General features: G+C 52.9%; 19 protein-coding genes and 1 tRNA gene. 11 read left to right on the top strand and 9 right to left on the bottom strand.

What is annotated here, in order from left to right; genetic code table 11:
* The first annotated feature begins 104 nt into the window (after window positions 1-104).
* The 4 genes from ABVT36_RS09350 to ABVT36_RS09365 all read left to right on the top strand — a co-directional run bounded on the left by ABVT36_RS09350 (window position 105) and on the right by ABVT36_RS09365 (window position 6,867).
* Entirely contained in the window at window positions 105-1,448 is a 1,344-nt protein-coding gene (locus ABVT36_RS09350) for an efflux transporter outer membrane subunit (RefSeq protein ID WP_368456332.1), read from the top strand.
* Complete coding sequence (locus tag ABVT36_RS09355) at window positions 1,448-2,677, top strand: efflux RND transporter periplasmic adaptor subunit (protein WP_368456333.1); 1,230 nt, start codon at window positions 1,448-1,450, stop codon at window positions 2,675-2,677. The genes ABVT36_RS09350 and ABVT36_RS09355 overlap by 1 nt, the downstream gene beginning before the upstream one ends.
* Complete coding sequence (locus ABVT36_RS09360; protein WP_368456334.1) at window positions 2,670-5,825, top strand: efflux RND transporter permease subunit; 3,156 nt, start codon at window positions 2,670-2,672, stop codon at window positions 5,823-5,825. Before ABVT36_RS09355 ends, ABVT36_RS09360 begins: the two co-directional genes overlap by 8 nt.
* 667 nt (window positions 5,826-6,492) lie before the next feature.
* Window positions 6,493-6,867 carry a nuclear transport factor 2 family protein gene (locus ABVT36_RS09365; RefSeq protein WP_368456335.1) on the top strand — a complete coding sequence of 125 codons (375 nt, stop codon included), beginning with the start codon at window positions 6,493-6,495 and terminating at the stop codon, window positions 6,865-6,867.
* A gap of 78 nt (window positions 6,868-6,945) precedes the next feature.
* Here ABVT36_RS09365 and ABVT36_RS09370 read toward each other — a convergent pair whose 3' ends face one another.
* From ABVT36_RS09370 to ABVT36_RS09380, 3 genes are all read right to left on the bottom strand, one after another.
* Window positions 6,946-7,716 (bottom strand): haloacid dehalogenase type II, encoded by a 771-nt coding sequence (locus ABVT36_RS09370; RefSeq protein ID WP_367152299.1) that lies wholly within the window; start codon window positions 7,714-7,716, stop codon window positions 6,946-6,948.
* A gap of 201 nt (window positions 7,717-7,917) precedes the next feature.
* Window positions 7,918-9,159 (bottom strand): cytochrome C, encoded by a 1,242-nt coding sequence (locus ABVT36_RS09375; RefSeq protein WP_368456336.1) that lies wholly within the window; start codon window positions 9,157-9,159, stop codon window positions 7,918-7,920.
* Window positions 9,160-9,692: 533 nt separating this feature from the next.
* Window positions 9,693-10,370, bottom strand: a complete 678-nt coding sequence (locus ABVT36_RS09380) for a hypothetical protein (protein WP_368456337.1) — start codon at window positions 10,368-10,370, stop codon at window positions 9,693-9,695.
* Window positions 10,371-11,084: 714 nt separating this feature from the next.
* On the opposite strand from ABVT36_RS09380, the gene ABVT36_RS09385 reads away from it, so the two are divergent.
* Entirely contained in the window at window positions 11,085-11,585 is a 501-nt protein-coding gene (locus tag ABVT36_RS09385) for a hypothetical protein (protein WP_368456338.1), read from the top strand.
* Window positions 11,586-11,796: 211 nt separating this feature from the next.
* Here the strand turns inward: ABVT36_RS09385 and ABVT36_RS09390 are convergent, their stop codons facing one another.
* Complete coding sequence (locus ABVT36_RS09390; protein WP_368456339.1) at window positions 11,797-12,273, bottom strand: DUF6265 family protein; 477 nt, start codon at window positions 12,271-12,273, stop codon at window positions 11,797-11,799.
* Between the two features lie 781 nt (window positions 12,274-13,054).
* Between ABVT36_RS09390 and ABVT36_RS09395 the strand changes: the two genes are divergently transcribed.
* Window positions 13,055-14,458, top strand: a complete 1,404-nt coding sequence (locus ABVT36_RS09395; RefSeq protein WP_368456340.1) for a hypothetical protein — start codon at window positions 13,055-13,057, stop codon at window positions 14,456-14,458.
* 760 nt (window positions 14,459-15,218) lie between these two features.
* On the opposite strand, the gene ABVT36_RS09400 is transcribed toward ABVT36_RS09395, so the two are convergent.
* From ABVT36_RS09400 to gltX, 4 genes are all read right to left on the bottom strand, one after another.
* Entirely contained in the window at window positions 15,219-16,001 is a 783-nt protein-coding gene (locus ABVT36_RS09400) for a hypothetical protein (protein WP_368456341.1), read from the bottom strand.
* A 567-nt stretch (window positions 16,002-16,568) separates the two neighbouring features.
* Window positions 16,569-16,769, bottom strand: a complete 201-nt coding sequence (locus ABVT36_RS09405) for a hypothetical protein (protein ID WP_368456342.1) — start codon at window positions 16,767-16,769, stop codon at window positions 16,569-16,571.
* A 221-nt stretch (window positions 16,770-16,990) separates the two neighbouring features.
* Window positions 16,991-17,066, bottom strand: a tRNA-Ala gene (locus tag ABVT36_RS09410).
* Between the two features lie 156 nt (window positions 17,067-17,222).
* Window positions 17,223-18,698 carry a glutamate--tRNA ligase gene (gene gltX, locus ABVT36_RS09415; RefSeq protein ID WP_368456343.1) on the bottom strand — a complete coding sequence of 492 codons (1,476 nt, stop codon included), beginning with the start codon at window positions 18,696-18,698 and terminating at the stop codon, window positions 17,223-17,225.
* 444 nt (window positions 18,699-19,142) lie between these two features.
* On the opposite strand from gltX, the gene ABVT36_RS09420 reads away from it, so the two are divergent.
* The 3 genes from ABVT36_RS09420 to ABVT36_RS09430 are packed head-to-tail and all read left to right on the top strand — an operon-like array spanning window position 19,143 to window position 23,318.
* The gene (locus ABVT36_RS09420; RefSeq protein WP_368456344.1) at window positions 19,143-19,697 is read left to right on the top strand and encodes a hypothetical protein; all 555 of its coding nucleotides are present in this window, start codon (window positions 19,143-19,145) and stop codon (window positions 19,695-19,697) included.
* Window positions 19,698-19,744: 47 nt separating this feature from the next.
* The gene (locus ABVT36_RS09425) at window positions 19,745-22,243 is read left to right on the top strand and encodes a TcfC E-set like domain-containing protein (RefSeq protein ID WP_368456345.1); all 2,499 of its coding nucleotides are present in this window, start codon (window positions 19,745-19,747) and stop codon (window positions 22,241-22,243) included.
* Window positions 22,230-23,318 (top strand): hypothetical protein, encoded by a 1,089-nt coding sequence (locus ABVT36_RS09430; RefSeq protein ID WP_367149730.1) that lies wholly within the window; start codon window positions 22,230-22,232, stop codon window positions 23,316-23,318. Before ABVT36_RS09425 ends, ABVT36_RS09430 begins: the two co-directional genes overlap by 14 nt.
* 49 nt (window positions 23,319-23,367) lie before the next feature.
* Here ABVT36_RS09430 and ABVT36_RS09435 read toward each other — a convergent pair whose 3' ends face one another.
* The gene (locus ABVT36_RS09435) at window positions 23,368-24,060 is read right to left on the bottom strand and encodes a molecular chaperone (protein WP_368456346.1); all 693 of its coding nucleotides are present in this window, start codon (window positions 24,058-24,060) and stop codon (window positions 23,368-23,370) included.
* Window positions 24,061-24,374: 314 nt separating this feature from the next.
* On the opposite strand from ABVT36_RS09435, the gene ABVT36_RS09440 reads away from it, so the two are divergent.
* Window positions 24,375-24,641, top strand: coding sequence for a hypothetical protein (locus ABVT36_RS09440; protein WP_368456347.1), 267 nt, complete (start codon window positions 24,375-24,377; stop codon window positions 24,639-24,641).
* A 17-nt stretch (window positions 24,642-24,658) separates the two neighbouring features.
* Window positions 24,659-24,808, top strand: a 150-nt coding sequence (locus ABVT36_RS09445; protein WP_368456351.1) for a helix-turn-helix domain-containing protein, incomplete at its 3' end; no start/stop codon positions are given.

Genomic DNA, 24,808 nt, shown 5'->3' on the forward strand with positions numbered 1-24,808 from the left:
TAATTGGGGTGATGTTTTTGCATTTTTACCGCATTTTGGCAATTTGTATCCCATTCCTTGCAAGCTGTTCATCTCATATAGCCAACACAAAACCGACACCGGCGATGTCCACCCTGCCGCAGAAATTTCGTACTTCCGGCAGTGTTGCCCCGGAATTGCGCTGGTGGCGCAGCTTTGGCGATCCGCAGCTGGACCAGCTGGTGCTGGTCGCGCTAAAGGACAATCCGGATATCCAGGCCAGTTACTGGCGCCTGGAGCAGGCCGCCGCAGCGGCTCGTGGCGCCAGCTCCGGACTTTGGCCCAGGGTGACAGCCCAGACTGAGCATACGCAGCAGCGATATTCCTCTGGTGACTTCACCAGCGAATCCGAGCAGGGTGGCAGCTGGAGCACGCGTGTTGCCGCCAGTTATGAAGTGGATCTGTGGGGGCGGGTCGCTGCCGGTGCCAATGCCGCTGAGGCGGGATTCCTGGAGCGGGCGCAAAACCTGCAGACCGCCGCCCTGAGCCTGGCTGCGGAGGTATCCGCCACATGGTTGCAACTGCGGGAAACCTGGGGCCAGCGGGCACTGCTTGAACAGCAGCTGGAAACCAACCGCAAGACATTGCAGGTATTGGAATTGCGTTTTGGACGTGGTTTCAGCGATGCCGCTGACGTGTTGCAACAGCGCCAGCTGGTGCAGCAGTCGCAGCATGAACTGGAACAGGCGGAGGCTGATATCGAGTCGCTCAAAGTACAGCTGGCGGCGTTGCTCGGAACCGGTGAGGCGCAACTCCAGGAATATATTCACCAGGTCCCGGACCTACCATCGCTGCCGGCCCTGCCGGACACCGGTATTCCCTCGCAACTGTTGCTGCGTCGCCCGGATGTGCGCGCAGCCCAGCAGAGCCTGTTACAGGGTTATCACCTGGCGGACCAGGCCTGGGCAGACCGACTGCCGGTACTGAGCCTTTCGGCAGTCGCCAGCAATGGGACCAGCCTGATCAGTGATATCACTGAAAACTGGCTGATTGCTGTTGCGGCTTCTCTGGAAGGCGTGATCTTTGATGGCGGTGCCTTGGCTTCGGCACAGGATCAACAGGCGGCCGCGGTACAGGAGCGTTGGTCACTGTATCGCAGTACCGTAAACCAGGCGTTGTCTGAGGTGGAGCTGACCCTGATTCGCGAGCATGCCCTGGTACAGGAACTGGAACATTTGCGCGAGCGCGAACGCCTATCGAATCTAATTGCCCAGCGCCGCAGCCGCGCCTATGCCCGCGGCGCAGTGGATTTTCTCAATGTGCTCACCGCAACCACTGAACAACAAAACCTGGCGCGACAAGTGCTTGCGGTCGAGCGCCAGGTAATTGAAAACCGTGTGGTGTTGTACCGCGCACTCTCAGGGGGAGTCCCCCAGGAGGACCTTCCCACCCCCGAACCTGTGGAGCAGTATCTGGAGGGAAATAGTTGATGCTGAAGAAATTCAATTGGCGCCTGCTGGTGCCCGTGGTACTGGTGGTAGCGGCATTTCAGCTTTCCGCCTGGCTGTTGCGGGAGAAGCCCACTGTGACGCGCGGTGAACATAGCTCCCCACCGCCCGTCGTGGATGTGGCAGTGGCGGAGACTGGCCGGTTTCCTGTGACTTTCAGCGCACTCGGCAAGGTTTCAGCGCGAGAGCTGACAGAACTGCAGCCTCAGGTTCAGGGCAGGGTAGAGTGGCTGGATTATGATCTGGGAGAGGGCGCCATACTGCCAAGCGGCCAGGCATTGCTGCGTATCGAGGAGGAACCCTACCAATTGGCGTTACAGACAGCGCGCAGCAATCTCGCCGAGCGCCGCGCGGAACTGCAACAGGAGCAGGGCCAGCAGCAGGTAGCTCTGGAGGAGTATGAGTTGCTGGGTACTTCCCTGCCCCAGGCGGATCGCGCCCTAGTGCTGCGCGAGCCACAACTGGCGGTCGCAAGGGCACGGATCGAGTCGGCGGAGGTAAATGTAAGCCTGGCAGAGCGAGATCTGCGCCTCACCCGCATTCGTTCGCCCTTCACAGCACTGGTAGTGGCGCGGGATGTCGATATCGGCGATCGCGTAGCGCCGGGGAACATTCTCTATCGACTGGCCAGCGCCGATCGGTTCCAGATAGCAGTGGAAGTGCCGGCGGCACAACTGCACCGGCTGAATAACGCAGAGATTGAAGTGCGTATCTATGGCAGTCAATGGCCCCAGGGTGTCTACCGACGCGGTGAGTTTGTGCGTGTGATACCGATGCTGGAAGAGCAGGGCCGACTCGCCAGCGTGTTGGTTGAACTGGAAGATCCCCTGTCCGTGCGAGACCCGGGCCAGCCGCAACTGCTGTTGAACGATCTTGCCAGAGTGGAGCTTGTCTCCCGGAGCGAGAGTGAAAGGGTCCGAATTCCCCTTACCGCCCTGCAGGACGGCGACAATGTGTGGGTGGTCAGGGACAACAGGACGCTGATTTTGCCGGTAAAAGTGGCCTACATGAGCGATGAATATGCCCTGTTGGAGCAGGGATTGCACGGTGGCGAGAGTCTGATCACCACGCGGTTGGTGAATGTATCAGAGGGCATGCCGGTGCGCATTGTCGCCGACAGCAAACGGAAACCGCGCGACACAGTAGCGTCCAGGCCAAACCAGATGGAAAAGAAGGCCGCAGCTGGGAATAGCGGAGGGGCGAATGACTGATCTTAAAGGGGCTACTCCGGAAATCGATACCCGCTCTGGCTCCATTGCCTGGATGGCGCGCAACCACGTGACTGCCAATCTGTTGATGTTGGTGTTTCTTGTGGGTGGGCTGATTTTTTCTTTTGTGGTGAAAAAAGAAGTCTTCCCGGAGTTCAGTCTGGATATTATCAGCGTTTCCATTTCCTATCCCGGTGCCAGCCCAGAGGAAGTTGAGCGGGGAGTCCTGGTAGCTGCCGAGCAAGCGGTGCAGGGTATTGTGGGTATCAAACAAATGCGCAGTGTGGCCTCAGAGGGCAGCGCCTCCCTGACTCTGGAATTGGAGGGAGATGCCAATGCCAACCAGGTGTACCAGGATGTCCAACAGGCGATTGACCGGGTAACAACCTTCCCTTCGGATATCGAGCGGCCCCAAGTCAGTCTCGCCGAGCGCAAACGGGATGTGATGGATCTGGTGGTGCACGGCAACCTCGATGAGCAGGATCTTCGCGCAGTCGCCATGCAGGTTTACGACAAGCTGGAGGCGCACCCGGAAATTACCCAGTTGGAAACTTCCGGGGTGCGCGATCTGGAGGTGGCGGTGGAGGTGCACCGCGACGACTTGCGCCGCTACGGCCTCACCCTGGCGGACGTGGCGGCACTGGTTCGCAATGAGGCTGTGGATGTGCCGGCGGGTGGAGTGAAATCCAGTGCCGGTGAAATTCTGGTTCGGGTCACCGAGAGAAGGGATTGGGCCGACGAATTTAGAGACATTGTGGTAGCTCATGGTAGCGGTGGTGGCATAGTGCATCTGGGCGATATCGCCACTGTCAGTGATGCCCTGGTGGATGAAGCGCGCAGCATGCTCTTTAACGGAGAGCCGGCGGTGAGCATCAGGATATTTCGCGTCGGCGACCAGACCCCCATGAGTGTCAGCTCCGCGGCCAGGGAGGTGATTGCAGAGCTGGAGAAGAGCCTGCCACCGGGCGTGACTCTCAGTATCCGCGACGACGACTCCGAAGTGTTTGAGGAGCGCTTGTCACTGTTGCTCAAAAACGGTTTTATCGGGCTCCTGCTGGTATTTGTGGTGCTGGGTGTATTCCTCGAACTGCGCCTGGCATTTTGGGTTACCCTGGGCATCCCCATCAGTTTTCTGGGGGCCCTGCTGTTCCTTCCGGGGCTCGATATCTCCGTGAATATGATGAGTATGTTCGCGTTTATTATCGCCCTCGGTATTGTGGTGGATGATGCGATCATCGCGGGGGAAAATATCCATGAGTGGCGGCAAAAAGGCTACAGCAACCTACACGCTGCCGTGGCCGGAGCCCGGCAGGTGGCGGTGCCGCTGACCTTCGCCATCCTCACCAATATTGTCGCTTTTATTCCGCTGATGGCATTGCCGGGATTTATGGGCAAGATTTTTGGCGTGATTCCCCTGGTGGTGGCTTCGGTGTTTGTAATCTCCTGGGCTGAGGCACTGTTCATCCTCCCGGCGCATTTGGCGCATTCCCGCCGCGGTTACAAAAGCCGCAGAGCGCGCCGTTTTGCCGCGCGCCAGAGAAGCCTGGCTCGGGGGCTGGACCGCTTTGTACACAGGCGCTTCCGACCCTTTCTCGATTTGTGTGTGCGCCACCGCTACAGCACTATTGCAGTGGCAGTATCCGCTTTATTGGTAGTGACCGGCTACGCAGCAAGCGGCCGCATGGGGTTTACCCTGATGCCGCGGGTGGAACGGGATTCCGGTCGCTTCCAGGTGATATTTCCCACCGGTACTGCGGAGCAGCAACTGGAAAAAGCGCGCCGCCAGATAATGGATGCGGCTGACCGGGTACTGCAGGAATACGACCGCGAGCGGGTATTTTTAGGCATTCGCGGCTTGATTCGCAATGATTCCGTATATGTGGATGCCTACTTCGTCCCCTCGGACCAGCGCTCTTTTTCCACGGGGGAGTTTGTCCGCAAGTGGCGGAGAGAGGCGGGCCCTGTTGCCGGAGCGCTCAGCGCCACAACGGCCGCTGACCGGGGTGGCCCCGGCGCTGGGGCCTCTCTTACGGTGGAGTTGCGACATATCGATACGGATACGCTGGAGCGGGCGGCTCTGCGTCTCGGGAAGGAGCTGGAGAAGTTTCCCAATGTCAGTGATATTGATTTGGGCATTTCACAGGGCAAGTCGCAGCTGGATCTGACCCTGACAGAGACCGCCAGAAGCCTGGGCCTCTCAGCTGAGGAAATTGGTCGGCAGTTGCGCGCGGCCCTCTACGGTGCCGAGGCCCTGCGGCAGCAGCGTGGCCGCGACCAGGTCAAGGTGATGGTGCGGTTACCGGAGAGTGAAAGGGTCAGTATGGAAGATGTGTCCAGCATCATGATTCGTGCTGGCAATGGCCAGTGGATGCCTCTCCCGGACCTGGTCAAAGTGGATCGGGGGCGGGCCTATGCGACCATCAATCGCCGCCAGGGCCGGCGGGTACTTACCGTTTCCGCTAATGTGGAGCCCAGCGATCAGGCGGCGCTGGTGATCAATGAACTGGACCGCAGTGTGATTCCGCAGATGCGGATGGAATTTCCCGGTCTCAGTATTTCTTACGAAGGGCGCCAGGCGGACGAGCGGGAGGGGCTGGCCTCCCTGAGATTGAACCTCCTGCTGACCATGGCGGTGCTCTATCTGTTGTTGGCCATTCCCCTGAAAAGTTACTTGCAGCCACTGATCGTGATGGTCGCCATTCCCTTCGGTGTCATCGGCGCTGTGCTGGGGCACTTGGTTATGGGCTATGGGCTCAGCATGGTGAGCCTGTTGGGTATGGTGGCGCTGGCCGGGGTGGTGATCAACGATACCCTGGTGATGATAGAGTACAGCAATCACCTGCGCAGGGAGGGAGTGGATCTCGACAGTGCCATCAAACGCGCTGCTACACGCCGTTTTCGCCCTATTATATTGACCACGGTTACTACCTTTTGTGGCCTGATGCCCATGATTTTCGAATCCTCGGTACAGGCGCGCTTTATGATTCCTATGGCGATCTCATTGGGTTACGGGATATTGGCGGCCACAGCCATCTCACTGTTGCTGGTTCCCTGTCTCTACCTGATGTTCGCCGAAGATATTCCGCGGCTTTTCGGCCGGCTTAAAAACGGCCTGCGCCTCTTGGGACCGCAGCCGGGCAGCTTCCCCTAGCAGGTTGTTGAAATTCTAAGAATTTCGACGCCTGGTACCGGAACATGGATGTTCCGGCAAAATCGGCGACGTCTAAGTCGTTGATTTTGGGAGAAAAGTGAAAATCACATTTTTCGCTTTTCGTGTTTTGAAACAGGCAGGATGCCTTTTTCAACAACCTGCTAGTGGGGTGTACGTTTTAGTCTTGGTTCTCACTATGAACCCGGAAACTTATTAAGCTGCCGGGTTGGTAGGATACAAGGATGTGCCGCCGACGGGTAGCGGCCGACGCAAGCCCTTGAAAAGCAGGCGATTCCGCGTAATTGCGCGGGGTTTTAAGGATGATAGCCAATTGATGCGGGATCACTACCAAAGTGTATATGTTTTCGTGTTGGTGAATTGATTACAAGTGCCAGTTGCTACTTCGCATATCTGGCCGAATCGAACCCTCTAATGTGAGGTTGACGCAATACTCATCTTTCATTGTGCGGGGTTTGTCCTGGTATAATTTCCTTATCTCTGATGGCAGCACTGGATTAGTGGTATTCCTCTATGTAGACTGCAGCGCCGATTTGCTTTTGAACTAGGGCCTGTTCACACTAACTGAGATAACAGTGATCCAATGACCAAGAAGTATCAGATCATTTGAGTGTTGGACAGCGATTAATTTACTGGAGGTTTTAAGGTTATGGAAGAACAACGTAAAGATGTGTTGCATGCTCTAAAAGTAGCCAGCGAAAAATGGAAGGCGGCATTTAATTCTGGAAACGCTGAGGGTTGTGCGTCGCAATATGAAGCAGATGCGGTAATGACGGCGAAACCATTTGGTGAATTTCGCGGTACAGAGGAAATCAAGGCGTTTTGGCAAAAACTGATCGATGATGGCTTCTGTGATGTTGAATATATCAATCCTGAGATCGAAGTTGTTGACGACAACAGTGCAATATTATCCTCTGGATGGAAGATGAACAAGGCAAAGGGAGTTATCACCAAAGAGCTTTGGGTATTGCAAAAGGATGGCACCGCGAAATTGCGGATAGATGAATTCGAGGCGCAGAGCTAGGAAAGCTCCAATCAATCTCCTACCGACGGCGACACATCCCTGTGCGGCATAAACCCGGCAACTTATTGAATTGTCGGGTTAATCATTTTGTGCTGTAAGGATAGTCGCAAGCTCCTGTATGTCTTTTACAACATAGTCTGGAGCGGTCATATTCGGATATAGCGGTTTATCGGGGCGGGCGACAAAAACGGTTTGCAATCCCACATTTTTTGCGCCCATCAAATCCCATGGATGCGCCGCAACCAGCATTGCCTCTGCGGGTTTTACGCCCATATCCTTCAGTACCATTCTATAGGTATCCGGATGAGGTTTGTATTTTCTTACCGCCTCTACGCTATACCGCTTGTCAAAAAAATCGGTCAACCCGGCGTTTTTAAATTGCGTTTCCACACCTTTGAAAGAGGAATTAGTCAGGCTGACGATCTTATAGTCACCTTTCGACAAAGTCTTCAGGCCCGGCTTTACATCCGCATGGGGCGGCAGTGAACCCAAGGGGGTAACGATTGCGGTCTTGGCCTCCTCATAGGTTAGATTAACTCCCTGGGCTTCCGCGACCATCATCAATGCGGCAACCCCGATTTCTCCAAAATCGTGGTATTCGTCACTCAGGGTCTCCGCCAGAGAATAGTGGAGCATGGTCGAAAACCACAGTGGCAGCAGATCCTCACGTCCCCCCAATGCAGCACCAACGGATTCTTTTAGGGGTGCAAGGTCGAGCAGGGTTTCATTAACATCAAATATAATGACTTTGGGTTTAGGCTTCATGCCAGCATCCTCTGCATGAGTCGGAAGCGCTCCGACTGTGATTGACAATATGAACACAAAGGCCCCAAATAATTTATTGAGCACAGTGAAATACCTCCAAGAGTGTGTCGAGAAACTTCTTCAATCTAACAGGAAACTTTTTTACCCCAGCGAGGAGTAGAGCGGTATGGAATCAAGTCGGTGCTTGGTTTGTTGGTGCAACTCTCCAATAGTTGACAGGCACCAAAATCAGAATTTATCCGGGAACAATCTTTTGTAGAGGACTCGCGCCTCCAAAAGTGAAGGTTAGTCACTGGAGTTTTCAGCTACATCCCAGCGTATTTCCAGCAGGCTGTTAGTGGCAGTCTGGTGAGCCACAAGCCCATGGTTACTGGCACGCATATGTCGGATCAGGCCCGCCTTGACGCCACCGGATTCCACTACCCAACTTTGAAATTTTTCAGTCGCAGGATCAAACCGCACCAGGGTTTCCGGTCGGAGGCTGGATTCGTTGAACCAGATGGCGTCATCGGCAATAGCAATGGCATAGGGGTGTGAATCTTTACCACTGGGGGTGGGCCACTCTTTGATTTCGCCGGTTTTGGGCTGATAGCGGCCCAGCCGGCCCAGCGAGGAATTGACGAACCAAACCTGCCCCTCCTGATCCACCGCCAGTCGTCGGGTGCGTGTTGCAGGGTCCGGCAATTGAACTTCCTCGATTGACATGGTATTCGGGTCCAGTGCGATCAGGCAGTTCTGGCCGTTGCACGCAACCCAAACAGTGCCATCAGGGGCGATTTTGATGCCGTAGGGGCGGGAGTTGGGCCTGGGCAGCACAACCAGGTCAATCTTGCCGCTTTTTGGGTCCAGTCGGCCAACCTGGTTGCTGTGTTGCAAGGTAAACCACAGTTTTCCATTGCTGTCGAAAATGGCCGAGTGCGGGTCTTTGGCACTGGGATCCGGCATGGGGAACTCAACCACTTTGCCAGTATCCGGTTCCACATAGCCGACGGTGGCATTTTTGTTACCCGTATACCAGGGGCGGCCTTCAGCATCCAGCGTGACCGTATGGGGTTTGGCTCCAGCGGGAAGCTTGTACTCCTTCATCTCGCCGGTCTCGGGATTGAGTCGGCCGAGAATATTGCCCCACTGGCCAACCCACCAGATGGTGCCATCAACTGCCTGGATGGGATCCCGTGGACGCTGGCCTAGGGTAGGGACCTGCCACTCCCGCACGCTAAGGGTCAAATCACCCGGTGCCAGTTGGGGGTTCAGGCGCTTGCTGGGGGGGAAGTTTTTAGCCAAGTAATCGGTGATGGCGCGCTGCTGCTCAGGGGCCGCAGAAAGGTTGATCATATGGGAAGTCAGCTGGGCCCAGTCAGCGGCGGAATAGCCGCTGCTATTGCGTACAGTTGCGCTGTTGTGACAGGCGGTACAGATAGCGTCAACCAAAGGGTCGCCGAGGGGTTGGGCCAATGTGACAGCCGGGTAATAGGCGGAAATCCCTCCAGCCAGCAGCGAGAGAAATGAGTATTTATTGATCATCATGGTTGTCTCAACCTACTATGGGCAAAGTGCCAGCTACCACTGCCTCTTTACTACCAGGCGCTTGACGAACAAGAGTAGTACAACCCACCGTGAAATCTCAGATTGTGACTATTGTTCATTTACGAACTATCGATAATTGATAGCATGGGAGCCTGTTTTTGTAAACTGCTATTTCCAACTGGCTTTAGAACTGGCGGTTATGATCGCGGGCCAACGGTTTATCGCCTGGGGGCGTCGAGGTGATCAACTGCCTGCAATAGGGCTGCGCTAATAGCTTGATGCTCCGCCGCTCGCTTAAGCCAGGTGAGGGTGTTTATGGGGGCTTAATGGGCGCCGAACTGTCGGAGACAAAAAAGCCCGTATGGAACGGGCAAAGGATAGGCTTGTAGTTAACCATCAAGGCTTCTGTGCAAGAAAGTTTTCATCTTTCAAAGGTAAAAATTGATTTTCTTTTTTTGTGTAGAGAAGTTTCTACCGCTAACGTCTGTAAAGTTAGCTACAGAATTTTAACCTTTACTTATAGCGACATAGCTTTAATTTTCGCAGATCCTTACGGGCTTCGCTGGACCTGGAGTCGGATCAAAGGCAACACAGGTTTCAAAGCGACTGGTACAGGAATTCAATGCCGATCCCACAAAATTTGGAGTAAAACGTTCAGAGATAAAAATCTGGGTAGTGCTACAACTGCTATCAATGTTGACAAAACTACAAAAGGCCAGGTCTCCAAAATAAGTGGGAAAATCTTCGTAGTGGCAATCTCCCTGGTAGGTGTTTGATACCCAGACAGGCTGTCCATCGGAATTGTAGACAACCATATTGCCATCGTCCTGAACACGAAGGTGGGCACCGGGGTGTCCCCAGGATTGAGAGTTCCAATAGATCTGAATATCAGTATCAAGTGCACTTCTTAAGCCGAATGCCCCCTGACCAAACATTTCTGCGAATCCATTGCTATCTTTAAGCTTTGGATGACCTGCCGTGTCGGTAGACCACAGGTGAATTTTACCAATATCGTCAGAAAGAACGAGATTTCCATCCGATTGCATTTCCAGCTTATAGATACCGTTTGGAGATTTGATACTTTCACCCGGTAGTAGTTGCTCGAAGCTCATTAGCCGGTTGTTTGCCAGACTTTTAGTTGAAATCAGCGCGAACAATACAATAGCCGGTACGACCATTAATTTTTCTAATGTTTTTAAAGGTATAGCCATAGTCTAGGTTCTTCCACAAATATTAGTGATATTGGATTTAGTTAAATCGCCAAAATGACAGTGCGCAAAGATATCAGCCTGGCGGATGAAGTAATGCTAAAAAGCCCAATAATCCTATTCATTTGTACAGAGTTCTGGATTTATTCCAATTAACAGATTAAATTTAATTAATTTTTATGTTTATTTATGCAGGGAAGGCATGGGGAAAAATATAGAGGATTAGATTCAAGTATAAAATTCCGGGTTATTTCTAGGGTCAAAAAAATGGCGCCAAAAAAGATAAAAACGGAGTAATATATCAACCCAAGCATTCTTAAGGGAGTGGTTTTGGAAATTTATGCTCCGAAAAAATAGAAAGGCGACAGATTTTTATCGCTATCCCCCTTCGTATAAATCCCATGCGTCCTTGCGTCCGGAGAGTATAGTTTTACAGTGCTGGTTTTATGTACTGTCCCGTAAAAGAACTTTATTTCCGCTACGGCTTTTCTTTATAGGTATAACGAACTTGGCAGAGGATTTTGTAAAACACGGAATTTGTGCCAGTTATTTCATCTGTTTAGAATACCTTGACAAAAGGAGGCAATAATTTCTTCATGCCAAGTATATTGATGACTATTGCACTCAGTTGAACGGGTGGAAATAAGGTAAGCAGCCCGGAGGCCGTGCTTTCAATCTCACTGACAGATCTTCATCTAATCCGGAGAGAAATTGTTTATGAAAAAAATATTAACCGCGCTATCTTTCACTATGGTCGCCACCTTAGGCTTTGTAAGTACGGCCAACGCGGAAACCTGGTCCCCCGTCAGCACTACGGATATCGTCATGGCGAATACTGTGGGTAGTCCCCTTATGATTTCCAAAGGCATTACACTGTTGTGTGATATGAACGCCACAATAGATACAGATGCTGCGGGTAATGCCCAGGTCACCTCACTGATACTGTCAGACCCAGGTGGAATTTGTGCAATGATTGTCTTTGTAAACTTTCCCTATGAGATGGTAGGCGGTGACAATGATCTAGTGACCATAAAGAATGTCGATGCACAGGGAGTTACCGGAAACTGCTTTGGTGACCTTACTGGAACACTAAATCAGGCCACCGGAGAAATTACCTTTGTCAACGCAGAAATTCCATCCAATCCGCCTGACGACAACCCCTGCATAGGTAACGGTGTGGTAGGCACCACCCCGGCGATGTCTTATACGCTTCCCTGAAGATTCGGAATAAACGTAATTAAATAATATTGAAGCCAGGGTGACGCAATGCCCGGATTAACTAACGCCGCTGTAGCTTATACGGCGGTGTCTTTACTGGATAGCACATTTTTAGTATAGGTTAGTAATCGGCATAGTGCGTCTCGATCCAGAACACTTACCTTGGTTTCCAGTTCTGCAGTATAACCTGTATAAAACTTGGAAAGATTGGCTATTTGCGAGCAAATTGAATTTTAAAGCCACTGTTTTCTTTCCCTTCGACTGACACAGAGAGTTTGTCGGCAGCATTATAGGAGTATTTTAGAATATTGGGAAAATCGTGTTTAAGGTTTTCAAATTGCACAGTTGATTCTGAGCAGGATACTAGTTTAAAGGCAATTGGCAGGTCGTTATGAGAAATTTTTGCAAGATAGAAAATATTACCATTCATATTAATTAGTCTGAGAGATTCATAGCTTGACTTTTCACCGCTAGTAGATATTACTTCGCTATACCCTTCGTAAGTTTCTTCGCTTACCTTATTCCAGTATTCATTGTAACTTCTCTGAGAAGATTTAGAGCTCCAACTACCCAAAATCCAATCAATGGATTCTAAAGAATTGCAATTATCAGATGCATCGGAAATTGAAGGCAGTCCAACCGTAAGAACTAATATAGGCATCAGTAGATTTGGTTTTATTATGGTCACTATAAAGCCTGTTTCTGTGTTGATTAAATTTTTAAGTAGTAAGATTAAAAGTTTAATCTGCTGTTGATTACGCTTAAGTTATTAAATTTATTTCGTGCACATAGTCTAAGTCAATTGTGCTTGCAATGTCGCAGTATATCGTGAGTTAGAGGAGGAGCAACAGCTTTGTCGTTACTATGGTAGCGGAGATAAGCTTAAATCATATACACAAGCTTCCTATTCTTGTCTTATTTGAATGGTACGGAATATGCTGGACAAATTTTTTAGATTATTAGAGCGTTTTGACGCTATAACGCCTAATTAATAGGGGTCTTTTGGGATGGCAGTTTCTTTAACCTCATCGAAATCAATCACGTGCTCCACATAGAAGAAATACGTCTCTCTAAAAGGAGGATAACGTCAATTTTTACTCCGAATCTATTATTCGATATTGATATATCTGATTACTGCCATTTCATTGATTTGGTGAGAAATCCAATTAATATGGCGTAGTATATACCTCTTATCCCGGTTGACTAAATTATTTCAAATAAAATATCGGTTTGATGCCGAGTAATATTCTAAATTCTTCTATGGTGGTCATAAGTTCGTCACTGTTACCGACTATCGTTCGACCGCGCACCCATCGAAATCGATTCAAATGGAATGTAATCTATTTTAACTGGGAATGAGTTCTGTGGTTGTTCATTGAGTTTCCGGGTTGAGTACATGGTGTGCTGGGTCGAATCATATGAACTATCAAATTATAAAATTCCTCTAATGGAAAGGAGAAGATCAGGCTATGAATTCTTCAACACATTCAAATTGGAGCCGGTTGGCAGGGTATGCGCGGAAAATTAGTTTCGCCTTTTTCGCTGCTCAGATACTGGTTGCCAGCTCTGCGAGCGCTATTGATGGTGGTACTTTACGGATTTCTACTTATAACGGTTGGCAAGCCTTTGAGGTGATCACCCAGGGTGACAATCCTTCAGGCGATGGTTTCGATCATTCAATGCCCGGTATTTTCGATGGTGCAGGCGCTTTTCTGCTTAATCCTTCGACAATCCGGATTCAGGTGAACCATGAAACTGGTGATGCTTCCATCAGTGAAGTGGATGTCGGTGTTGCTAATTTGCAGACAGCGATCTACAACATGATTAACGCCGGTAATACCGGCGGTGTGAGTTTTGTAGTGGCCGCGCGGCAGGCCTATGACCGCTGGAGTAGCAATGGTGGTTCAAGCTGGACCAATACGTCCAGTACTTCCAATACCAGCTTTTCCCGTTTCTGCTCAAGCCAGGCGTATGCACCAAATACGTTCGGGGAAAATCGCGGGTTTGTTGACCAGCTCTATATTACCGGTGAAGAAATCAGTAGCGGGCGTCTGTTCGCTCTGGACAGCAGTAACCGTGATCTCTATCAACTGAGTGGAGTCACCGGTAGTGCTTCCGGTGGTATCGGGGGTATGTCGTATGATGCCTGGGAAAACGCTGCGCTCATTGATACCGGTGAAACCCAGCATGTTGCAATAGTTCTATCTCCCGACGGTGGTTCCCGGGATATGAAGCTGTATATTGGCGTGAAGGGGCTGGATATCAGCGGCAATGTATCCAACAGCTTCCTGGCACGGAACGGCCTGGCATATGGCAGCTGGTACTACCTGAATGCCTCATATCCAAGCCTGGGTAACACCAATAGTGGCTTTTTTGATACCAGCGCTTCCGGGGCCTTGACTTCCAGCAAGCTTGAAGACATTGATACCAGCCCAGGCAGCCCTACTGAAGTGGTGCTTGCCGACCAGGATTCCGGTGTCTTTAACCTGAATTTCTCCCTGGTATTCAGCACGGGGTTCGATGCCGCTTTGTCCAGCTTTACCGTGACCAAGATTGCCAATGAAAGTGGTTCAAGCGGCAGCCTGGACAACCCGGACAATATCGATTGGACCGCGCCAACCACCCTGAATGGTGTTAATTATCCGGGCGGAATCATCTTTGTAAACGAAGACAACAGTTCCGGTGAAATCTGGCAAATGAATCCGGATGGCAGTAACAAGTTGCGTATAGGGCAGACGAATGTGGGTTCTGAATCGACCGGTATATTCGATATCTCCGAATTGCTCGGCTACGCTCCCGGTAGCATTCTGGTGAGCAATAACCAGGGTTCGCCATCTTCAATGTCGGTGTTGATCAATCCTGATGCGACATAACGCGACAAGCCCAGTGGTGATGTGCCATGCAATTGAAGTGATAGTGCGGATATCAGTGGTGTTGCCCAAGAAGCGCAGGTATTGACTGCAAACCTGTAGGGCGCTAAAAGTGAATCATCGCGCCCATTCGCCTCGCAAGGTGAGGAAGCCGCTTAACCCTAAAGCGATATAGTTCGTCCGCTGCAGGGTTGAGCGGTTGTTTGGAACGCTGCGGCGGCAAGGTGCTCGCGGAGGAAGGCATTGTATTAATGGGTGGTGTTAAAAAGCCAGACATTATCCGACTGGAGGCCGCATAACTTTCTACTTTCAGCTTTGACTAAAAATGGGGAGATTGTCGTTGTTAGGCAGATTTATTGGTGCCGGTCACTTCGAGTCAAGGAAATAGTTAGGCTTGCAAGAAAAATGGCGTCAAAATTTTACGCCGACTCCATTATTTTCTCGAATATGATGAGAATAGACAACGGTCTGGAATTTCTTGTGCGGGTATTCAGTGACCGGTATCGGAACCACGGCCTCCTAATTGATTACATTGAACGAGTAAACCGAACGAGAACACATCCATCAAACAGTAGCTACCGCACCGAGATTTTAGATTCATATCTGTTTGAAAGCCTCCGCTAGGTAAGGTAGGCCACCTGGAAATGGCAACTGGAATACAGCGGAGAGCGTAAATAGAATTCACTCGGTGAACTCACAGCTGCAGGGATTTATCAATCGGCAGAAGACTCTAGTTTTGAATTGCCCGTTTGGTGGGGGGGGGTTATGGTAGCAGGTCAGCTGTTATTCCAGAACTCTTCTTCTTTGTGGTTTTTGCATGACTTTGCTTTGCATCCGCGTATTGAGCACTTGTCGATTTATAGAGGTCAGGATTGAAGATATGTAAGCTATTTATTTTATCCCTTGGGAAAGCCATAAGGTAGTCTTGCAGCTCCGTTTTCATTTCATTGGGATTTTTGCCGTCCCAGTCGTCTATTAGGCTAATGACCTGGTTGTATCTAACCATAAGAATAAACTGGTGGGTTATCTGTGCTCTATAGCCACTAAGTACTGGAAGGATGGTTAAGTGACGGTTTTCCTCATCTGGGGATAATGTATCGATTACATAGCCTACATATACTTTCCCAGATTCGTGAGAAAGTGCTATTGGCTTGTAATCTCCTATCGCTTGAAAGCAAATTAAATCATAATCATTTTTTTGCCAAACTCTGTGTAAACTGTTGAAGCGAGAATATTTTTCTTTTATGTTGTAGAGCTGCGCGACTAGAATGGATATTAGTAAAGTATTAATGCTAATTACAATCGTCTCATCGAGCGCGTTGAGGGAGAATATAGGGTTAATATTGAACAGGGTGGAAAACCAGTACGTAAGCTCTAAAATGCTCCAAGCAATATAGAGAAATACAAGCCCGAAGGTGAGGCTGGTTAAGTAGAGTTTATAACCCGATTCACGAGCAACTTTATACTTAAATTTGTAACAGATAGTCGAGAAGATATAGCCAGCAATAGCAGCACTCACAATAAGAAAAGTAGAGGTGTTGGTCATTTTATTATTATTGAAGGGAGAAGGTGATGGTTTTGACTTAATCGTTATCAGACAGCTTAACTTTAGCTAAATTTTTTATTGATTCTTTGAACTCCCTTGAGGAGGCTAGCCGCTCAATCCGAGCATGGGCAACCCCATCGCCTTTAACAGTGTATAAGTCGCGAAGGACTTCTATTCGCCTCTCGGTTACTGTTTTTTCACTAGTTTCTTTGTTCTGTGAATTCATCAGCAATATCCTTTTGAGAACCTGCACCAGTCTGACACAATGTGTTTTCATCTTCCAGATTAGGGTATTGGTTTGGCGGGAAAAGCATTACTTTAAAAGTCAAACGAAAAAGTTTAGGCTTAGTGGGGCAAGCATAGCAAACTAGTAGTAAGTACGAATTATAGTAAACCACTGAAGTGATATAATTTCATCTGCCTTGTTTTGGTGTCAACAGCTCAAAGTCTCAATATAGTCCTATGTCGGAGAGTTATTTTAGTAAGATTTGTCAGTTGTTGCGCCAATTTTGCTTTCAGTTCCGCGATATTTGCATCCTAGTTAGTGGCCTGAGGCTGTCTATTCAGTCATTTCCCATCGAAATATCCTTCTGTGGCAGGTGAAAATACTTGTTTATCTATTTTTTCCAACCGCGCTTCCAGGATAGTGCGAAGTAGGGTGGCGGTGAACTGCTTGATCCTGAGCCCGCGCGTTTTCAGCTGGGCAATTGCCTCGAAATCTGAGGTGTCGATCCCTTTGGTTCTGAGGCCGATTGGCTTGCCGACCACGTAAGGCCACTCTGGGGTATTAGTCGTGAAGGATTTCCTCCGTAGTTAGAGGGGGTGCTCTCTACGGGCCGAGCGAGGGTGCCTGGATATGGCAATAGGCACCACTGTTCTGAACGGAATCGATCTGTCCCATAAAAGAAAAACCGCCGGTTGAGGCGGTTTCAGAGTTTTTCTCCAGATAAGATACAAAGCTCTCTAACCTGTTGAAAATAAAGAAAATTTGGTGGAGCTAAGCGGGATCGAACCGCTGACCTCAACACTGCCAGTGTTGCGCTCTCCCAGCTGAGCTATAGCCCCTTGATGCCTGCTTTCCGTCGCGAGCGGGGCGCATTCTAACAGGGCGCTGCCCCCTGTCAAGGGGAAAAATAACTTTTTAATCAACTAGTTACGGTCGCACCATGGAATCGGCCGGCCCTTCTGGGCCGGCGCCGAACAGAAGGGGGGTCGCCGGGTTCAGGCCAGGGAGGCGTACTCCTTCTCCCAGCGCTTCAGCACCTTCTTTCCCGCGCCGCCCAGGACTTCCACCGCGTGGCGCAGGCGGGCCCGGGTGAGGTCGGACCCCAGCAATACCATGGCATCCATGACCGAAAATGACGCAGTGGTCCCACTAATGGCCACAAACAGGGGGGTGTTAAAATCCTTGAGTTTGGTATCCATGGCTGTAGCCAGGGATTTTACGGCCTGGAAGATATTGTCCCTATCCCAGTTCCGCAGGCCCTCCAAACGCCACAGGGCGAACTGGAGCAGCTTCTTCTGGTCTTCCAGGGCGAGTTTATTGTCAGCAAAATTGGCCTCTGTCAGCGGCAGCTGGCCGGCGGCGAGAAAGCCCACCAGGGGGGCGAAGTCGGAGAAAGTCTCCATGCGCTCTTTCGCATAGGGCAGTACCTTGAGCAGGTTGTTGCGGTTCAACAGCCACTGCTGCAACCGGTCCGCCAGTTGCTCGTCTTCCAGCTCACGAATCCACAGGCCGTTCAGCCAGCACAGTTTTTCCACGTCGAAGACGGGTCCCCCCAGGGATACCCGGTGAATGTCGAAGTGCGCCAACATCTGCTGGAGAGAGAACTTCTCGCTCTCGTCCGGCATGGACCAGCCCATACGGCCGAGGTAGTTCAGCAGCGCTTCGGGCATAAAGCCTGCGCGCTGGTAGTAGAGGATGGAAGTTGGATTCTTGCGCTTGGACAGCTTGGTCTTGTCCGGATTCCGCAGCAGTGGCAGGTGGCAGAGCACGGGCATATCCCAGCCGAAATACTCGTATAGCAGCTGGTGCTTTGGCGCTGAATTTATCCATTCCTCACCGCGCAGCACATGGGTGATTTCCATCAGGTGGTCATCCACCACGTTAGCGAGGTGGTAGGTGGGCATGCCATCTGATTTGAGCAGTATCTGCGCGTCCACCTGGGCCCAGTCGATCTCAATGGGCCCCCGCAGCAGGTCTTCCACCACGCAGGTGCCGGACTCGGGAACCTGCATTCGCACCACATAGGGTTCACCTGCGGCGCGGCGCCTTTCTACCTCTTCTGCCGGCAGGGTCAGGTCGCTGGGTTTCAGTGCGGTGCGGCCGGCCTCTCGCAGTTGTTCGCGCAGCTGCTCCAGCTCACCGGCGGTGCGATAGCAGTGGAATGCATGGCCCTTGTCCACCAGCTGGGTGCAGTATTTCTGGTAGATTTCACCGCGCTCACTCTGGCGGTAGGGTCCATGGGGGCCGCCGACGTCGGGGCCCTCATCCCAATTGAGGCCCAGCCAGCGGAGGCTGTCGAGGATGGCCTGTTCAGATTCGGCGGTGCTGCGCTGCTGGTCGGTATCCTCAATGCGCAGCACAAACTTGCCGCCCTGGGCGCGGGCGAAGCACTGGTTGAAGAGGGCGATGTAAGCGGTGCCCACATGGGGATCACCGGTGGGGGAGGGGGCGATTCTGGTTCTCACGGACATTGTCAACCTGGTTGGATACATATGGGGTCTGAGTCAATGGGCGGGATTATATCGCCAGTGGGGAGCCGGGCACAGAGAGGCCGGAAAGAGGGTTTTCTGCCCAGGCCGGCCTGGGTGCTTCTACTTTAATGAGAATTGGCGCACATAAAATAAGTGACATAGATCACAAAACCCGTATCATTGATGCAAGCTGCGCAAGGCGCTGCGACAACAACAAACACTACCCGGCGTCGGGCGATTCCGGCCTGGCTACTACCGGAACCGCCAAGCTGCCGCGCCTGTTGGTGAGATTGGGGTCGGGGATGCCAACACTGGCCGGCCTGAATGCTTGAACAAAGCAGATGGCGGTTGCACGGTGCTTCAAGAGCGAAAGCCAGACTGGCCCAAAGGGTCTATTTGGTTGCCGGGGGAATAACGATAACTTTGGTACCAGGAAGGTCCGCTATGAAAAAAATACTCATTTGTTCTCTCACTGCGGCTATGGCCGCTATGACCTCTGTGAGCACATCTGCCGCTAACGACGGTGTGGCGGATAGCAGTAGCTCCATTGGTGACTTCGATATCACACTCAATGTCCCAACCCAGATCATTGTGAAGAACTTCAACAATATGCTGTTGGATACATCCGCCGCTACGCTTGGTGCCCCGATTGTGGGCACGGAAGATATTTGTGTGGGTGGTATCGGCTTCGCCAGCTACAGCGTGAACCTGTCCAGCCAGAACGGCTCCAGTGGCGGTGCCGGCAGTGATCCCTTCCAGCTGAATGGCACCAGTCAAAACCTGCCTTACACTGCGGCGTTTATCGATAATGTTGCCAATTCCACCGGTACCGGTGCGGATGTCAACGGCGATATTACCGGCAGCTTTGCGCGCAATGGCAACCTGGACTGCCTGAGTGACAATGCGCGTGTATTTGTGACTGTGGACGCGGCAGTCTGGGAGTCGGCCAACGAGACCTCCTATAGCGATACCCTGACCGTGACTGTCACCGCGCTGTAAGCGGGTCATTCCGCCGTTTCTCCGGGGGCGCCCTGGCGCCCACAATCATGAATCGCGCGACTAGGCAGATACTGCTTGCGGTGGTCCTTGTCACCCTGGGCAATAAGGGGCTGGCAGCCAGCGAAGCCTTTATGGTGAGCACCGGGGTCCCGGAGGGTTTTGCCGATCTGACGGAAACACAGCAGCTGGTTGCGGATCTTTACTACGGCGGCCGCGCCATCGGTTCGGCCATGGTGGAAGTGGACCCCTATACTCTGCGTTTTTCGGACCCGGATACTGTCCTGCAGTTGCTGCCCCCCACACTTTACCCGGAGAGGGTGCTGGAATTGCTGCGGGAGGCTCAGGCGCGCAACTCCCACCGGGTGTGTTACTCGTCCCAGCAGCGGGATTGCGGAGTTGTGGTCCCCGAGCACCTGGCGCTTATCTATGACGCCAGCCGGTTTCGGGTCGATTTGTTTCTGGCCCCGGAACTGCTGCCGCAGAAGGCGGCGATTGAAAATCCATTCCTGCCCGACTCTACCAGCGATGTTTCGCTGGTGCAGGGTTTGACCGCCACCTGGTCGGGGGTGCGGGTGGGTGATCTGGAGGATGCGCGAAGTACCTCTCTGTTCGGCCAGTCGATCCTGAGTTTCGGCGAGAGCGCCCTTTACAGTCAGTGGTCGGCGACGGACGGGGGCGACAGTCAGGTTGCGCAATTCTACTGGGGTCGCGATTATCGCGGCCGGGCCTACTCGGCGGGATTGATCCAGCCCAGGGGGGACTTTTCCAGCTTTGCAGCTTCCCCCTACCTGTACGGTGTCGAATACCTCAGCTCCAACAACAGCCGGACCGATGACCGCTATCGCCAGGGTACAGTCCTGGATATCAATATGCCTGTGCGCGGACGGGTGGAAATCCACAGGGACAACCGCCTGCTGTACAGTGAGCTGCTGGAAGCGGGCAATCGGCTGCTGGATACTTCGGCTCTGCCGGGCGGTAGCTACGAGGTGGAAATCAGGAGTTTTGACGAGTTTGGCCGACCGCTCGCCCGCTACCGGCAGTTTTTCTCCAAGGATTCACTGCTGCCCCCTCCCGGGGAGTGGCGCTGGTCGGTGCAGGCTGGCCGACCGGCACAGGGTCTGCGTGACGGGTTGTTGCCGCAACCGCAGGATGATTATTTTTTCCAGGTGGGCGCGTCGCGTCGACTGTTTGACGACACGGGACTATTTGCCAGTGTCGCCGCCATGGGAGAGCAAAGCCTGTTTGAAATTGGCGGGCGCTGGGTGGGGGGATTTTTGGAATTGTCCCCGAGCCTGGTGCGCGGCGACGATGGTCGCAGTGGCCACCGGCTGCTTGCGCAGCTGAACACAAGTCTGTTCAACTTCAGCGTTGCGGAAACGCGTTTGCAATCCGGTTCCGGGGAGAGTTTGGGGCGGGAATTTTCCCTGTTGGGACCCGGCTACCGGCAGCGCAACGCCCAGGTCAGCGGCTTTTTGGCCGGCGGCCGCGTGTCCCTGCGCTATGCGCAACGCAGCCGCGGCACTTTCCTTGAGCCGCAGGTGATTTTCGACTCGGAGATCGGTGGTGCCAACCGGCTCACGACGCTGGAATACCGCCGGGATTTTTTTCGCAGCCGCCGCTGGCAGGGGGAGATGACACTGACTCACAGCGATGCCGATGGCCAGCATTTTACCGGCGCCGCATTCGAGTTCCGTTTCCGCGGTGACCACTGGAGCCATACCACCGGGGCGCGTACCAACAGTGACCGGGTTGGTGGGCAGCAAAACCGTGTGGGATTCCGATCTAGTTGGCGCGATGGGGGTCGCTGGGCGCTGGAAATGGAGCAGCAGTTTTCCGGCGAGACAGGTAACGAGGGTTACCGCCTGGGCAGCCACACCCGTATTGCCGGCCGCCGCGGCCAGCTCAGTTCGACGCTGGACTATCGCGCTGGCGGCAGTCGGGATTCGCTGAACTATCTGGGCAGCTTGTCCACCAGTTTTATCGCCACTGGCGATGCCTTTGCCTGGGGTGGTGAGAGCGCCACCAACAGTGCGGTGCTGGTGAGTATCGCCGGCAGCGACGACCAGCCGTTTGAGGTACTGGTGGACGGGCTGCGCCGCGGCTACGCCAGGGGCGGCGGTCGCTCGGTGATCAATCTGCCCTCGTTCAGAAGTTATGACATCCAGTTGCGGCCCATGGCGGGCGGGTTTCACGATTACCGGGAAATGCAGGATAGGATCACCCTCTATCCGGGAAATGTCGCGGTGGCAGCCTACCGGGTTATTCCGGTGACGCTGGTGCTGGGCCGTCTGATCCGCGCTGGAAAACCGGCGGTGAACACGGAAATAACCCTTGCCGGCAGTAGCACGGTTACCGATGAATTTGGTGTATTCCAGATCGAAATACACCGGGATCCACAGTCAATCCGGTCAATGGAGATAAGTTGGGAAAAGTGCCTGGCCCCGGTGCGGGAGCACACAAGTGGTCAACACTGGCTGAACCTGGGGGACATCGACTGGGACAAGGCAAACTGCGAGCACACACAAAAACACTATGTCCGGCATTAGCGTTTCGATAACTGTGATTCTATGTCTGGTGTTGCCGGTCGCTATACTGCCGGCGGCTGCCGACTCGTCCAATGCCCGTCCCTGTGACAATGGCGCCGGGCCGCCGACTGACCCCTCACAGGCGGGTTACGATGAACGCCTGGTCGGTGTCTGCCATCTGCAGGACACGGCCAACCGTCTCAAATACCAGAGTAATACTGTGGCGCAGGGCGAGATTACTTTTGGTATCCGCAGTTGTTCCCCGGACTGGTTCGACCCGGTTTGCACCCAGGCCACTCCCTATTCGGTGAGGGTAGCCGGGCCAACCAGGGCCGGTGGCTTTGTGCTGCGCGGGTCCTGGTGCTCTGGCGGCAGGAACCTTCCGATCACGCTCACTTATGCCAGCATGGGCGCCAGCGAGGAATTGCGCCCGGATCGGGACAGCGGCGTGCTGTTTTCCGGTGGCGCTCTGGGGGGGCAGGTGCCGGCGTCGATTCGCGTGGAGCTGCCGCCCACCGCGCGGCTGCGGTGCCAGTTTTATAGCGCGGAATTCTCTCTCTCAATCGATCAGTGTGGGTTGAGCGATTTTGGTGGGGCTTTCCCCTGTGACGGCAGTAGACCCACGACACGGATGACGGCGGTGAGTTTTTCCATTGAACTGTGGCGGGATGCTGAAATTCGGGTTTCGGGGTTGGCAGATATGGACCTGACCGCAGGCGGGATTGATGCGGTGGAGTCCAGCCAGGACATTTGCGTTTACGGCACGCCATTTTTGTTCGGGGTCTTTCCGGCCGGAGGTTCGGCGCTGTTCCGTATTACTGCGGACAGCCAGAACGGCAACGGCGAATTTATCCTGCGCGGTGTGGACGACCTGAGTTACGAGATTGCGGTGATGAGTATTGCGGACGGGTTTTCCGAGACGCTGCGGGAAGGCGTAGTGTCCAACACCCGCTGGCGCGGTCACGGGGAGGAGGACTGCGCCGGCTACAGTGAGGAGAATCTGCGCATCACTGTGCGGGTGCCCCGCAGCCAGCTGGAGACCGCCAACGGAAACAGCTACACGGATACTGTGACACTCACCGTGGAGTTGGAATAGTCCGAAGTCGCACTGGCAGCATGCCCGGGCGGAATGTGTCCGGGTCTGATTATTTTAATGGCAGCTGCAGTTTACGGGTTTCGCGCCCCCGTGCTAGCAGTTCCAGAAAACCACCGCTGATATTGGAATCCAGGACCTTGCCGGCTCCGGCATACAGGCGGCCGCCTCCCTCGATGGAGTGGCATTCACCGGTATCGGTACAGTGTTTCAGATCAGTGATCTCCACATTGATATTGCCGGTATTTTTAATGACCCAGCCGCCGTCGCTGTCTTCCAGCTCCAGTTGGTACTGCCCGTCCTTGGGCTGTACAAATACCAGGGCCTGATAGGCGACCAGAATCTTCAATGCGGTGCGTTCGGTTTTGATGTCGCCGACCACTGGCCTGAAGGTCACGCGATAGACCTTTTCCTGTTCCAGCCCGCGCTCCAGGGACATCAAGCGGAAGCGTTTGCGCTCTCCACTGGCCAATACCGCCTTGGAAGGGCTGGCCAGCAGTTTGAATTCCTTCGGGTCCACCACCCGCAAACGGCGTTCGTCCGGCTGGCCGGGGTTGTCCACGCGAAAGATTTCCGTGCGCAGATACAGGGTTTCGGGGTCGGGATTGGTGACCACTATGTCCTGCCGCGCGTCGGGGGTATCGTCCAGATACAGGATAATCTTGTCGAGTGACATGGCCGCCAGTGCGGACTGGTTGAAAAATGTCAGGGACAGTAACAGTAGAGCGATGGTGGTTTTTTTCATGGAAACCCGGCTGCTGGGAGAGATTCAATGGCTGCTGTTATTGACCCGGCAATCCAATGGAATATCGCCGGGAGAGTCGTCGTTGAAATCCCGCGCGATAATGTGAAATCACTTGCTTGTGCAATCCCGACCGGTATCGAATCAGCCGTCTGGTCTTTATGCCAGCCTTCAACCCACAATTCAAGCGGGGCCCCCATCGGGTGGCGGGTAGGGCTTGGGGACCGCTTTATGGGTGCTTTACCTTGACGGCTTGGTCTGCCAGGTGGCTGTTTCGGCCCATGCTCCCCCCTGCGACCAACCCGGTAGTCACAAGTTTGACCTGTGACTCAAACATCCCTGTTGGGGGCAAGAATCCGTTATTTTTCCTGCCTCAACCTATCAATAATTTTTGCGTCTATCCAGTAAATATCCGTATTGTGAACATCGCGATCTATGGTTCTGTTGAAAAGTATGTACTTTCCATCGGGGGTGACGCTGGCAAAGAAATCCGGTTTGTCGGAGTTGATCTCACTGCCCATATTGATGGCGGAGCCCCAGGAACCATCCTCTTGCCGGAAACTATTAATCCGGCACGCTTATAGTTCTGTATAATGGCAGCATGAATAAAATAGATGCTCGAAAAATACCGGCTTCCGCTCAAGAAGAAAAGCGCCGCACAGCTATCAAGCTTTGGAAAAATGGAATGCGTGTCATCGAAGTAGCAGACACGCTGGACGTATCGGATAAGGCGGTTCGTAACTGGATCAGG

This window comes from Microbulbifer sp. TYP-18, from assembly GCF_040932045.1.
GTDB lineage: Bacteria > Pseudomonadota > Gammaproteobacteria > Pseudomonadales > Cellvibrionaceae > Microbulbifer.